10 protein-coding genes and 1 tRNA gene are annotated in these 13,438 nt (G+C 67.0%); 10 read left to right on the top strand and 1 reads right to left on the bottom strand.

Features of this window, described 5'->3' with window-relative positions; genetic code table 11:
• Window position 1 precedes the first annotated feature (1 nt).
• The 10 genes from serB (at window position 2) to H507_RS0103370 (ending at window position 10,998) form a co-directional block, all read left to right on the top strand.
• Entirely contained in the window at window positions 2–916 is a 915-nt protein-coding gene (serB, locus tag H507_RS0103415) for a phosphoserine phosphatase SerB (RefSeq protein WP_245558811.1), read from the top strand.
• Between the two features lie 41 nt (window positions 917–957).
• Entirely contained in the window at window positions 958–1,788 is an 831-nt protein-coding gene (locus H507_RS0103410; RefSeq protein ID WP_022909322.1) for an aldose epimerase family protein, read from the top strand.
• A gap of 278 nt (window positions 1,789–2,066) precedes the next feature.
• Window positions 2,067–3,581, top strand: a complete 1,515-nt coding sequence (gene scpC, locus H507_RS0103405) for a succinyl-CoA:acetate CoA-transferase ScpC (RefSeq protein ID WP_022909321.1) — start codon at window positions 2,067–2,069, stop codon at window positions 3,579–3,581.
• Between the two features lie 184 nt (window positions 3,582–3,765).
• Window positions 3,766–4,983, top strand: a complete 1,218-nt coding sequence (locus tag H507_RS0103400) for a M20 metallopeptidase family protein (protein ID WP_022909320.1) — start codon at window positions 3,766–3,768, stop codon at window positions 4,981–4,983.
• Window positions 4,984–5,032: 49 nt separating this feature from the next.
• Entirely contained in the window at window positions 5,033–5,728 is a 696-nt protein-coding gene (locus H507_RS18195; protein ID WP_245558810.1) for an MFS transporter, read from the top strand.
• On the top strand, window positions 5,677–6,345 hold the full coding sequence (locus H507_RS18190) for an MFS transporter (RefSeq protein WP_342662651.1): 669 nt from the start codon (window positions 5,677–5,679) through the stop codon (window positions 6,343–6,345). Before H507_RS18195 ends, H507_RS18190 begins: the two co-directional genes overlap by 52 nt.
• Window positions 6,346–6,548: 203 nt before the next feature.
• Window positions 6,549–7,235 (top strand): hypothetical protein, encoded by a 687-nt coding sequence (locus H507_RS14445; RefSeq protein ID WP_022909319.1) that lies wholly within the window; start codon window positions 6,549–6,551, stop codon window positions 7,233–7,235.
• A 39-nt stretch (window positions 7,236–7,274) separates the two neighbouring features.
• Window positions 7,275–7,874: a type II toxin-antitoxin system PemK/MazF family toxin gene (locus H507_RS14440; protein WP_022909318.1), complete on the top strand. Its 600-nt coding sequence runs from the start codon at window positions 7,275–7,277 to the stop codon at window positions 7,872–7,874.
• A 65-nt stretch (window positions 7,875–7,939) separates the two neighbouring features.
• Window positions 7,940–8,010 (top strand) — tRNA-Gly (locus H507_RS0103380).
• Window positions 8,011–8,733: 723 nt separating this feature from the next.
• Window positions 8,734–10,998: an Ig-like domain-containing protein gene (locus H507_RS0103370; RefSeq protein ID WP_169512677.1), complete on the top strand. Its 2,265-nt coding sequence runs from the start codon at window positions 8,734–8,736 to the stop codon at window positions 10,996–10,998.
• A 570-nt stretch (window positions 10,999–11,568) separates the two neighbouring features.
• Here the strand turns inward: H507_RS0103370 and H507_RS14435 are convergent.
• On the bottom strand, window positions 11,569–13,335 hold the full coding sequence (locus H507_RS14435; protein ID WP_022909316.1) for a glycoside hydrolase family 15 protein: 1,767 nt from the start codon (window positions 13,333–13,335) through the stop codon (window positions 11,569–11,571).
• Between the last annotated feature and the right edge of the window lie 103 nt (window positions 13,336–13,438).

Below are 13,438 nucleotides of genomic sequence, written 5' to 3'. Positions count from 1 at the left end.
CGTGACCCAGCCCGTGCGACACGTCCTGTTCGGCCCCGGAACCCTCGATGATTCGGTCGGCGACCACCTGCTCGACCTGTTCGACGATGCCACCATCACCGACCAGGACTTCGAGATCGAGATCCGACGTGGCGACTGGGGCTGGTGCGTCGCGGCGCTGGCGCCCTCGTCCGACGAGAAGGTGCGGACGACGGCCGCCCGCCTTCGCACGCTCGCCGGCGAGCACGGCTGCGACCACGCGGTGGTGACCGGGCGTCTGGCGACCCGGCCCCCGCGGCTCGTGGTCACCGACGTCGACTCGACCCTGACCACCACCGAGGCGATCGACCTGCTGGCCGAGGCCGCCGGCATGGGTGGGAAGGTGGCTGCGATCACCGAGCGGGCGATGCGCGGCGAACTGGACTTCGCGGCCAGCCTCACCGAGCGGGTGGCCACGCTCGAGGGATTGCCGTCCACGGTGCTGGACGAGGTGTTCGGCAGCGTCCGGCTGAGTGAGGGCGCGCGTGAACTGGTGCAGCAGGTGCACGCCCTGGGAGCACTGTTCGGCGTGGTCAGTGGGGGTTTCACGGCCTTGGTCGACCCGCTGGTGGACGACCTCGCCATCGACCTCTCGGCGGCCAATGTGCTCGAGGTCGTGGATGGACGACTCACCGGACGCACCCGCGGCCCGGTGGTCGACCGCGCCTTCAAGGCCGACCAGCTGCGCGCCTGGGCGTCCGAACGCGACATTCCGCTCGACCTGACGGTGGCCGTCGGCGACGGCGCCAATGACCTCGACCTGCTCGACGCCGCCGGCCTGGGGATCGCCTACTGCGCCAAACCCCTCACCGCCGAGCGGGCAGACGCGTCCATCTCGTTCCCCCGACTCGACGCGGTGATGGCGCTGGTCGTCGACCCGATGGTGCATCAGGACTGAACCCGGGGGCGCCCCCGGCATGCCCTCACTACTGTGGGGGCATGGGAGCAGAACTGACCGCACTCGAGGGTGTCGGGGCCGACGACGGCAGCTGGTGGGTGGCCGACCACGGATCCCACGCGATGGCGTGGCAGTCGGCGGCGTCGGATCACCCGGTGCTGTGGCACGCACCGGAATCCTTGTGGGAGTCAGCCCTCGACGACCAGGACGGCGCCTACCTGCGCGGCGGGGTGCCGATCTGTTTCCCCTGGTTCGGCACCGGCGGCACACCGGCGCACGGGCTCGCGCGCAGGCAGGTCTGGGAACGGCTCGACGAGGACTGGTCCGACGACGGCGCAACGCTGCGGGTGAGGCACTGGCTGATCCATGACCAGTTGGAGGCGTTCCACACGGTCACGATGGCCCCCGATTCGCTCGAACTGGTGCTCGAGTTCACCAACAACAGCCCCGACGAGCAGCGGGTCGAGGCTGCCCACCACACCTACCTGGCCGTCTCGGACGTGACCCGCGTGAGCATCGACGGGCTCGCCGGCGCGCCGTACTGGGATGCGGCCCGCGACCGCCGCGATGTCATCCCACCAGGCCCGGTGAGCATCCATCCGCGCACCGATGCCGTGATCGACACGACCGGCGTGGTCAGGCTGGGCGACCCTGGATGGGGTCGCAGCATCACCGTGGAGCGCGAGGGGTCACCCCAGGTCGTGGTGTGGAACTCCCGGCCCGCGGTCGACCCCGGGCTGGGGGTCACCAACGACCACTGGCGCGAATTCGTCTGCATCGAGTCGGCCCTGTGCCGCGAGCATGCGCTCCCCCTCGCCCCCGGAGCCACCCACCGTCTCGTCACCCGATTGACGGTCACCCCGACCCAGTGACCAGCCCCGGGCGGGGTGCGGGATGACCCATCCACTGCAGGCAGTGCAGCTGAACGAGCCATCGCGGCCCATTCGGGACGCGAAGGCCGTTCCAGGTGCACAGGCTGCAGGTCGAGCACCGGGCCCACCCCGCCACTCCCGTCGCCGGCCCCGCCGGAGTCGGTGGTCATCGATCGTCGGGCGCCAGCGATCTCTCGACCCGCGGCCCGATCGCGAAAGCCCCTCCGGTAGCGTGACCCCAGATGGGTCACGACCCGCAGAACTTTCGAGGAGGAAAGATGTCCAACCGCATCGCCAACGAGGGTTTTCGCCAAAAGGTGATGACCGCCGACGAGGCTGCCGCGATCGTCCACCACGGCATGAGTGTCGGTTTCTCGGGCTTCACCGGTTCGGGCTACCCCAAGGATGTGCCGATGGCCATCGCTGAGCGGGCCAAGGCCGCGCACAGCAAGGGCGAGGAGTTCAAGATCGGCGTCTGGACCGGCGCCTCGACCGCCCCCGAGCTCGACGGTGCCCTGGCCGAGGCCGACGCCGTCGACTGGCGCATGCCGTACCAGTCCGACCCCTCCATGCGGTCGAAGATCAACGCCGGGTCGGCCTACTACTCCGACATCCACCTCTCGCACGCCGCCACCTACGTCTCGCAGGGCTTCTTCGGCAAGCTGCACGTGGCCGTCATCGAGATCAGCGGCATCACCGCTGACGGTGAGCTCATCCCCTCCTCCTCGGTGGGCCTCAACCGCACCTACCTCGATGCCGCCGAGAAGGTCATCCTCGAGGTCAACGAGTGGCAGTCCGAAGACCTCTTCGGCATGCACGACATCTACTACGACATCGCCGCGCTGCCCCCGAATCGGGTCCCGATTCCCCTGACGAAGCCCTCTGACCGCATCGGTGGCAAGACGCTTCACGTCGATCCCGACAAGGTGGCCGCGGTCGTCGTCACCCACGGTCCCGACCGGAACAGCCCCTTCAAGCCGCTCGACGAGGACTCGAAGGCGATCGCCAGCAACCTGCTGGACTTCTTCGACGTCGAGGTCAAGGCCGGACGACTCCCCGAGAACCTGCTGCCCCTGCAGTCGGGGGTGGGCAACATCGCCAACGCGGTGCTGGCCGGTCTGCTCGAAGGTCCGTTCGAGAACCTCACCTCGTACACCGAGGTGATCCAGGACGGCATGGTCGACCTGCTCGACTCGGGCAAGCTGACAGTCGCCTCAGCCACCGCCTTCTCGCTGTCGCCCGAAGCCGCGGCGAAGGTGAACGACAACGCGAAGAAGTACCGCGACCTGATCATCCTTCGCCCCCAGGACGTGTCGAACCACCCCGAGTTGATCCGGCGACAAGGTGTCATCGCCTGCAACGGCATGATCGAGGCCGACATCTACGGCAACGTGAACTCGACCCACGTCATGGGTTCGCGCATGCAGAACGGCATCGGCGGCTCGGGGGACTTCACCCGCAACGGCTACATCTCCGCCTTCGTGACCCCCTCGACGGCCAAGGGCGGGGCCATCTCGTGCATCGTGCCCATGGTCAACCACGTCGACCACACCGAGCACGACACCGACGTGATCATCACCGAGCAGGGTCTGGCCGACCTGCGTGGGCTGGCCCCGCGCAAGCGCGCGAAGGTGATCATCGAGAAGGTGGCCCACCCCGACTACAAGGAGCAACTGCTCGACTACGTCGCGCAGGCCGAGAAGAAGGCCAACGGGCTGCACACCCCGCACGACCTGGCGACCGCCCTGAGCTGGCACGTCAAGTTCCTGCAGGACGGCACCATGAAGGCCTGACCTGGCCCCAGCCCACGGCAGTGTGCCACGCAGACTGGCCGCGAGACGGAGGACGAACCCCTCGGGGATTCGTCCTCCGTTCCACGTCATGGGGGTTTCCACTTCCGCGTCATTGGCTGCCCCAGGGCCCGCAACGGGTCTACGGTCGACAGGAATCCTGGACCCCTCGACCAAAGGAAGCCCCTTGTCAAACCTTCGTGACCACGCCTCAACGCTGCAGGACGACCTCGTGCGGCTTCGCCGCGAGTTGCACCAGATCCCCGAGATCGGACTGCAGGTTCCCGCCACCCAAGCAGTGTTGCTGCGCGAACTCGAGGGTCTCCCCCTCGAGATCAGCACCGGCGAGCAGGTGAGTTCCATCACCGCGGTGCTGCGCGGCGGCAAGGCGCCCGAGCGGGTGGCCGACCGGCCCGTCGTCCTGCTGCGCGGCGACATGGACGCGCTGCCCGTCACCGAGCAGACCGGCCTCGACTTCGCCAGCACCAACGGCGCGATGCACGCCTGCGGTCACGACCTGCACATGAGCCTGCTGATCGGTGCTGTCCGCACGTTGTGCCACGTGAAGGACGACCTGACCGGTGACGTGGTGTTCATGTTCCAGCCCGGCGAGGAAGGCATGGACGGTGCCCAGTCCATGATCGACGAGGGCATCCTCACCGCCGCCGGCAAGAAGGCCGACGCCGCCTTCGCCATCCACGTCTTCTCAGCCCTGGAGCCGTACGGCACCTTCGCCACTCGTCCCGGCGCCATCATGGCGGCGACCAACAAGTTCAAGGTGACGATGAAGGGCAAGGGCGGCCACGGGTCGGCCCCGTGGATGGCCAAGGACCCGGTACCGGCGCTGGCGGAGTTGGTCACGGCCACCCACGCCATGGTCACCCGCGAGTACAGCCCCTTCGACCCCGTGGTGGTCACGGTCGGCAAGCTCGCCGCCGGCACCGCCGAGAACGTCATCCCCGCCGAGGGCATGTTCGAGGCCACCGTTCGCTGCTACTCGCAGGAGAACACCAAGAAGCTCGGGACGACGCTGGTGCGCCTCGCCGAGGGGATCGCCTCGGCCCACGGACTCGAGGTCGACGCCACCTACACCGAGTCGTACCCCGTCACCCTCAATGACCCCGACTGCGCAGCCTTCACCGCGCAGACGGTTCGCGACGTGTTCGGCGACGACCGCTTCACCGAATGGGCCAACCCGTTGACCGGGTCGGAGGACTTCAGCCGCGTCCTGCTCGAGGTGCCGGGCTGCTACGTGGCCCTGTCGGCCGTGCCGGGGGACGTCGACCCCGCGACAGCCACCTACAACCACGCCCCGCAGGCCACCTTCGACGACGGCGTCATCGCCGACGGCGCGGCGCTGCTGGCCGAACTGGCCGTACGGACGTTCGCCAAGCTCAACGCCTGACCGCTCCGCGACCCCAAACCCCCTGCCCCCTGCCCCCAGGAGACTCCCCATGAGCACGTCCACCCTGCCCACCCCCGGCACCGTCCGACCCCGCCAGAGTGCCCTCAAGACACTCTTCGGCACGGGTGTCGGCAATGCCCTGGAGTGGTACGACTGGAATGTCTACGCGACCTTCTCGGTGTACCTCGCAGCCGCCCTGTTCTCGACGGACAACCCCCAGTCGGCCTTCCTGAAGACGCTCGCCGTGTTCGCGGTCGGGTTCGTGGCTCGTCCGTTCGGAGGGCTGGTGTTCGGCTGGATCGCCGACAAGATCGGGCGCAAGCACTCGCTGGCGCTGGCCGTCATCTTCGCCTCCCTCGGCTCGCTGCTGATCGGTTTGACACCGAGCTACGCCAGTTGGGGCGCGTGGTCGTCGGCCCTGTTGCTCGTCGCCCGGCTGATCCAGGGACTCGCCCACGGCGGTGAGTTGCCCAGCGCGCAGACCTACCTCTCGGAGCAGGCTCCGGCAGCCAGACGTGGCCTGTGGGCCTCGGCGATCTACATGACGGGAACGCTGGACTGCTGGTCGGTCTGGGTCTGGGCCTGTTGCTGCAGGCGGTGCTCACCAAGGAACAGATGGGTGACTTCGGCTGGCGCATCCCCTTCGTGGTCGGTGCCGTGCTGGGCCTGTTCGCCCTGTTCATCCGCTCCCGCATGGACGAGTCGGAGGTGTTCGAGTCAGGCAAGTCGGACGCGGCGGCGATGAAGGTCTCGGTCTGGCGAGACCTGGCCGCCCATTGGAAGCCGGCGCTCCAGGTGATCGGCATGACCGTCGGTCTGACCATCACGTACTACATCTGGAGTGTGTCGATCGCCGCCGTCGCGCAGAAGTCGTTGGGCTACTCCGCCGAACAGGCCTTCGAGGCTTCCCTGATCGGCAACATCGTGTTCATCGCGGTGCTGCCTTTCTGGGGCATGTTCTCCGACCGGTACGGACGAAAGCCCGCCATGCTGATCGCGATGGTGGGGGCAGCCATTGCCTACGTGCCGATGCTCATGCTCGTCCGTGGTCAGTTCTGGCAGTTGCTGGTCGCCATCTGCGTGATGCTGATCCTGCTCGGCGCCTTCCTGGCGATCGCCCCCGCGGCGTACGCCGAGATGTTCCCGACCCACGTGCGGGCCACCGGTTTCGGGCTCCCCTACTCGATCGCCATTGCAGCCTTCGGAGGCACCGCGCCCTACATCAACACCTGGTTGTCGGGTTACAGCCGGTGGCACTTCGCCGGCTACGCCATCGTGGCGTTGCTGATCTCCGCGGCGACGATCCTCACGTTGAAGGAGAGTCGCGGCAAGCACCTCGGCGAGGCAGTCACCGACCGGTGACCCACTGATCGGATGTCCCCGGGAAGCCCGGGTCTCGTTGCACGTGCTCGAGACCCGGGCTTCCGCGTGCCGGCACGCGCGGCAGTGCCCGCAGGGAGACGCGTCACTGCACATCGATGGCCTCGGGGTCTCGCCCGCCCGGCCGCTAGGCTGGGGAGCCGAACGGTGGTTCGGTCAGGTCAGTTCCAGGTCAGGAGGGCATCGTGGGCGAGAACCCCGAGATGGGCGCACGGTCCGTGCCCGCGTGGGACGAACGTGAGGACCTGGATGCCACCCAGATTCGTCCGCGGCGCAGCCAACCCGAGGAGCCCCAACCGGCCCCTGCCCCCAAACCGATCCTGACCCTGCCCCCGTTGGACGAGATCCAACCCGGCATCCCCGTCTCGGAGGCCACGGGGCAACCCCGGCGTGATCCCGTGATGCTGGTCGGCATCGGCTTCCTCTATGCGTCCTCGATCGTGTCGGCGGTGGCCTTGGTGAAGGTGTGGTGGGACATGATCCACCTCCACACCTTCCCCACCTCGATCCGGATGGTCGAGTGGGCGAAGCCAGACTCCTGGTCACTCACGGCGGTCCTGTTGGCCGTGGCGGCTGCCGCGGCAGGGGCCACCATGGTCGCCGCTCCCGCGATCGCCGGCTTCAATGCCTGGAACGGATACCGCTGGAGCAGGATCGCCGCCATCGCGGCCGTGGCGCTGACGCTGCTCTCCATCCTGTTGAACGACTGGTCCTACGCGGCCATCCCGCTGTCGGCCATCGGCGCCGCCGTGCTGTGGCTCCCGCCGGTCAGTCGCTACTTCGGCCATTGGCAGGCGTTCCGCACTCCCGAGGAGCGATACCCCCGCGACCTCAGCAACGTGCACTACGGACCCGAGCCGCGCTACCTCTGAGCCCCTCCCGGTCGGAGCGCGGCCGCTAGAGTCGCCGCCATGGCGAACTCCTGGGGCCGCATCATTGCCGACGCTCTCGCTCGCGCTACCCGCAGCACCCTGCGCGACCAGTTGCGCAAGCAGGCGGGATCGAAGCGGACGACCACCCGCCGCCGGCCGACAACGAGGAAGCCTCCCCAGGCGCCAGGCGCACGACCCCCAGGCGCACGTACCCACGAGGACGCAGCGGACACCAGCGCCTATCCCGGCGACTACCAAGGTGACCTGTCGATCACCTATGCCCCCAACCCCGGTGACCTGCCCGACCCCGGCGAGGTGGTGTGGACGTGGGTGCCCTACGAGGAAGACCACCGTGCGGGGAAGGATCGTCCGGTCCTGCTGATCGGGCGAGACGGTGACTGGCTCTTGGCGCTTCCCCTGACGAGCAAGGACCACGACCGGGACGTCGAGCAGGAGGCCAGGGCAGGGCGCCACTGGATCGACATAGGCACCGGCACGTGGGACAAGCGTGGACGGCAGAGCGAAGCCAGGGTCGACCGGATCATCAGGGTCGATCCGGCGGCCTGCCGGACCGCGGGAATCAGGCTGGACGAAGGGGTCTTCCAGAAGGTGGCGGACGAGGTTCGTCGACACCGGTGAGCCCGAGTGGGAGCCGCGGACAAGAGCCGCTAGACTCGACCATCGTCCGGCTGTGAGGCCGGTTCGCGGGCGTAGCTCAATGGTAGAGCGCCAGCTTCCCAAGCTGGACACGCGGGTTCGATTCCCGTCGCCCGCTCTCCTGTATTGGGCTGTGCCAGAGCCACTTTGGTGATGCCGCTTCCCGATAGGCAAGCCAAGAAACGCCCTGTTGCGTGCACTCCTGCCATCTCCACAGGTGCGCACGGTCCCCCGGAGGACTTCTCAAGCCATGCGTGATCCGCCGGGGCCCAACCGCTTGGGAACGCTCCCGCTGCTTCGCTTACGAACTACCGGGCGGTCGTCGCCTCGAGCCACGTGAGTTCACCGTTCCGTCCACCACCATCAGGACAGAGGCGCTCGCGTGGCCCGCCACGCCACCACTATCGTTACTGCCCGTATAGCAGAACTCGGTTGAGGAATGCGAAGCTTCTCGATCATTCATGTCAGGGCGGACCGGCCCTGCCCAATCGCCTCACCCGTGACGCTAACGGCTACCGCAGGCGGCCACTGCCCCTGAATGGGACAATGGCGAGACAGATGTTGAGTGACTTGCCGACTGTTGAGGACGCCTTTGCGTCGCGGGTTGCGGGCGCCCACATGCGAAGACCTAACGTCAGTCAGGCGCCCGTTCAGACCAAGTAGCGCACGACGACACGCAGCGAGTTGATGGGCACAGTTGGCAACAGGGATATCCGTTCGCTGGTTCGGTTACCCTAGCCGCTATATTGCGGAGCAGTTGACCTGCAATTCGGTGCAGGGCTCTTGGAGGAGACTCTCTATGGTTCCTAAACTCAAGCCCACAGCGCGCGGAGCACTTGTCGTGGCCCTCGCGATGGCGATTGCGTCGCTGTTTCTCGCCGCCCCCCAGGCTCTCGCCGCGGATATCACTGGTCCGATGGTCAGCGCCTTCGACTTCACGCCCAAGACCGTCGACCTGACCACGGGCGAGAAGACCGTCACCGTCAGCGTGCACGTCACAGACCCCAGCGGAGTCAAAACGCCCACCGTCGCACTCTTCTCCGACACCACCGATCAATCCCTCGGGTTCTCACCCAACAACATGATTCTCACCCAAGGTACGACAACCGACGGCACGTGGAGTCACACCATCAAGGTCCCCACAACCGCGGCTCCTGGCGCGTGGACCATGACCCTCTATCCCGTCAGGGACCTCCTGGGAAACACCACTGACAACGGCACCGTCACCGGATTCTTCGAGCACACCACCAAGCTGACCGTGATCAACGCCCCAGCCGACGTCAGCGGTCCGGTGGTAAGCGCCTTCGACTTCACGCCCAAGACCGTCGACCTGACCACGGGCGAGAAGACCGTCACCGTCAGCGTGCACGTCACAGACCCCAGCGGAGTCAAAACGCCCACCGTCGCACTCTTCTCCGACACCACCGATCAATCCCTCGGGTTCTCACCCAACAACATGATTCTCACCCAAGGTACGACAACCGACGGCACGTGGAGTCACACCATCAAGGTCCCCACAACCGCGGCTCCTGGCGCGTGGACGATGACCCTCTATCCCGTCAGGGACCTCCTGGGAAACACCACTGACAACGGCACCGTCACCGGCTTCTTCGAGCACCCGACGAAGGAATTGGTCGGACTCAAGTCAGTGACGCCTGTCAGTGTCGGGTCGCCTGCCGGGCTCGCACCTCAGATGCCTGCTTCCGTGCGCCTTGTCTGGTCGACTGGTACCACCTCGGAGGCCGTTACCTGGGACCCGATCGCCGCTACCTCTTACGCCAAGCCCGGAAGCTTCATTGTTGCAGGAACGGTACGGGGCCAGAGGATCGCCCAAGCCACCATCACCGTGACACAACCCATCATGCGCTCTGCCACGGTCAGCGTCTCGACTCCAGCCGGCATCGCACCCACGATGCCCGCCAACATCTCCGTGGTCTGGTCCGACAAGACCACCACCAGTGAGACCGTCAGCTGGTCCACTATTGCGGCCGACGCTTACGCCAAGGCGGGGACGTTCACCGTGTCGGGCACGGTCAGGGGCGAACAGATTGCCAGAGCGACCGTGACGGTGGCTGCTCCGGCGCTGGTGTCGGTTGTTCCTGCCACGGTTTCGACGCTGGTGGGTCTAGCGCCGAAGCTCCCGGCGAATGTGATGGTGACGTGGTCGGATAGGTCGACCTCGAGCCAAGCTGTGGTGTGGGATCCGGTCCCTGCCATGTCGTACGCCCAGCCGGGAACGTTCAGTGTGGCTGGCACGGTGGGTGGGCAGAGGGTCGCGACCGCTATTGTGATGGTGACTGCACCTCTTGGTGAGTTCTCCCCCTTCGCAGGAGCTCGTCCCGAGGCGACCGGCCGTGTTGGTGAGGCGACGGGTGATGCGATCGCGGATGTGTGGGGAATTACTGGCACAGGCACGCTCGACTTCTTCAAGAAGACTCCGACGGATATCTCGAAGGTCGGGATCCGCGGCACCAACCTGACACACATCAGTTATCTGGGTGCGATCACCGATCAGAACGATGACAACCGCGCGGACCTCTTCTACCGGGACTCGCGCGACCAGTCCTTGCACTTCGCCTACAACCTGGGCAACGGGTATCTGAAGGACGGCATCAAGGTTGGCCAGAACTGGGGCGGGATGGACCAGATCTTCTACGCCGGTCAGATGGTCTCCGGGTCCCCCCAGCAGTACGTCCTCGCGCGTCGGGGATCGGATGGTTCGCTGTGGCGCTACAGTCTTTCGTCCAAGGGTCTGTCCAACGGCACGCAGGTGGGCCGCAACTGGAACGGCATGCGAATTATGATCGCCCCCGGAAACATGTACGGCGATGCTGCCTGGGACGTGGTGGGCATCCGCAAGGACGGTCTGATGTATGGCTACAGGACGGTCGACGGTGGCCTTGTGAGTGTGGGGCAGATCGGGCATGGGTGGCAGTCCATGACCAACGCGTTCGTTCCTGGTGACCTGAATGGCGACAAGCGTCTGGACCTGATCGGACAGCGAAACGACGGATCGATGTGGGCATACAGGAACACCGCCACCGGGTTCTCCAGCATGGGCCAATTCGCGCCAAGTGGCTTCTCGGGTTACCGCATCCTCGCCTGACCACGGCAGTTCCCAGCACAGCTCTCATATCCCATGACCGGAGACAGGCATTGAGGGCCCCGACAAGTCACGGCTTGTCGGGGCCCTCACATGGTACGGAGCGCCTAGACCCTACCCCGACCTACAGACCCGCGAGACTGCGATTGAGCGCCGACCGGGGGCCAGCGCGCCATAGAAGGACCACACTCACCCAGAAGTGTCACGGACGTATCTGGCCAGTAGCGGAGCGAATCGCCTCCAAATCGGGGTTTGCTTGCCGCGGCCCGGTGGCGATGTCTCCGAACCCATAGCCGTTCGGCGCTTTGGAAGGCGAGCCTCCGCTATTAACAGTTCGTCCGAGTTCAAGTCCTCTGGCGGGCGCTGATCACCCTTGAGCATCGCGGCGGGACGGCTCGCGTCATGACACATGCGACTGCACTCTCATTCGCTCCCCGAGCCACCTACCCGCGCGTAGGGGTGTTCGCGGCGGTGCGGTCACTTGTGGACCGAGCCAGCTTCCCAAGCTGGACACGCGGGTCGATTCCCGTCGCCCGCTCTCCTGCGTCCGGGTGGCTCAATGCCCGGCATCCCTCAGCTCCGCAGGCCGCCCCAAGGTGGTGGCTCGCTCGCGAGGCGACGAGCCGACTCCAGCAGCGCGGCGTGGACGAAGGCCTGGGGCAGGTTTCCCCGCAACTGCCGCTGCTCGACGTCGTACTCCTCCGTGAACAGACCCGGTGAGCCGCAGGCGGCGCGGTTGCGTTCGAACCAGCGGGCCGCCTCCAGGGGACGGTTGCCCTGGTGGAGGGCCATCGCCATGTCGAACCCGCACAACAGGAACGCACCCTCCGATTGCGCCAGTGGACCCTCGTCCTGCCGAAACCGGTACAGGTACTCCTCCCTGGCCAGGTCTTCCTGGATCGCCCGGAGCGTCGCGATCGAGCGGGGGTCCTGCGGGGCCAGCGCCCCGCGCAGCATCGGCCGCAGCAGGGAGGCGTCGACCCGGGGGTCATCGGGTGACCGCTGCCAGCGTCCCGAAGGATGAAGACAGTCGCGGGTGACGTCGGCGACGAGTTGGTCGGCCTGCGAACTCCACATGGCGCCCTGCGGGCCGGGGGCGTGACGGCCGATCGAGCGCAGCCCCGCGGCGCAGATGAGGCGGGAGTGCGTCCAGTGGGCGTCCTGCAACTCCCACATGCCCGCGTCGGCCTGCTGGTACCGCCGGGCGATGGCGTCCGCTGCGATCTCCGCGGCCTTCCACTGCTCCAGATCGAGGCGGTCGTTCTCGGCGGCCGCGGCGAACAACAACAGGGCTTCGCCGAAGGCATCGAGTTGGAACTGCTGGTTCACCCAGTTGCCTGCCCTGCCCGACCCACCCGGATAGCCCGGTAGTCCCGTGTCGTACTCATCGGGCACCGGGCCGCCCTGCACGGTGTAGGCGGGGCGCATCTGGGCACCGTCGTCCAGCAGCCGGGACGAGACGAAACCGACCGCGTCGTCGAGCAGGGCGAACTCCTCGCAGGCCGCGACAGCGACCCCGACGAAGCACTGGTCGCGGATCCAGGCGTAGCGGTAGTCGTAGTTGCGCTTCTCCTGCGCCCGCTCGGGCAGTCCCATGGTGGCGGCCGCGACCATCGCGCCACCGCCCCCGGTCATGCCCCGCAACACGGCGTAGGACTGGCGGCAGTCGTCCGGTGCGATCGTGTTGTCGAACTGGGGCACCTCGCGATGCCAGTTGTACTCGGTGGCGCTCCAGGCCTGGTCGGGATCGGCGGGCTCGTCCGGGAGCGCCTCGTCAGAGATCTCGAGGACGAGGTCGTGCTGTTCCCCCTCACGCAGCCGCAGGTCGAGCAGGAGTTCGCCGTCTCGCACGCCGGCCTCGGCGGCACCACCCAACCGGACCCTCAGTGGTCCGCTCCGCGCCAGCCAGACGTCACCGTGCTGGCGCAGGTGGCCCATGGCATGCCGTCCGAAGCCGGCCCTCACGTTCAACACCACCCGGATCTCGGCTTCCCCCATGACCGCCTGCACCCTCCGCAGCAGGACGGATCGATGTTTGTCGCCGGGATAGGCCAGGGCCTCACGGCATTCCACGATCCCGGTGCTGGTGATCCACCGGCTCACCCAGATCAGGGTCCCGTCCTCGTACTTGCCACCCCACACGTAGCGCGGATCCGTCGGGGTCACGGCGAAGCCGCCCCGCCCACCCAGCAGCCCGGAGAAGACGGCGTCGTCGTGCCACTGGGGGGCGCACATCCAGGCGATGTCCCCGCCGGGGCCGATCAGTGCGCCGCGTTCCCCGTCGGCGAGCAACGCGTATTCGCGAAGGACGTGTGGCGGGAACTGGTCGGATGGGGCCATGGCACCACCCTAGGTCGACCATTGCGTGCACGCAATCGTTGCGTTAGCGTCGATGGAAACGGTTCGGGTGCTGCGATTCGTGCGCAGCGGTCGACGACCACCA

The sequence above is a fragment of the Aestuariimicrobium kwangyangense DSM 21549 genome, from assembly GCF_000421525.1.
GTDB lineage: Bacteria > Actinomycetota > Actinomycetes > Propionibacteriales > Propionibacteriaceae > Aestuariimicrobium > Aestuariimicrobium kwangyangense.
Note: the sequence above shows the minus strand (reverse complement) of the source record. Positions and strands in the feature narration are given on the sequence as shown.

Coding starts and splice junctions, on each gene's coding strand:
- H507_RS0103410 (WP_022909322.1), top strand. CDS start 958: ATGGGAGCAGAACTGACCGCACTCGAGGGTGTCGGGGCCGACGACGGC.
- scpC (WP_022909321.1), top strand. CDS start 2,067: ATGTCCAACCGCATCGCCAACGAGGGTTTTCGCCAAAAGGTGATGACC.
- H507_RS18195 (WP_245558810.1), top strand. CDS start 5,033: ATGAGCACGTCCACCCTGCCCACCCCCGGCACCGTCCGACCCCGCCAG.
- H507_RS18190 (WP_342662651.1), top strand. CDS start 5,677: ATGGACGAGTCGGAGGTGTTCGAGTCAGGCAAGTCGGACGCGGCGGCG.
- H507_RS14440 (WP_022909318.1), top strand. CDS start 7,275: ATGGCGAACTCCTGGGGCCGCATCATTGCCGACGCTCTCGCTCGCGCT.
- H507_RS14435 (WP_022909316.1), bottom strand. CDS start 13,335: ATGGCCCCATCCGACCAGTTCCCGCCACACGTCCTTCGCGAATACGCG.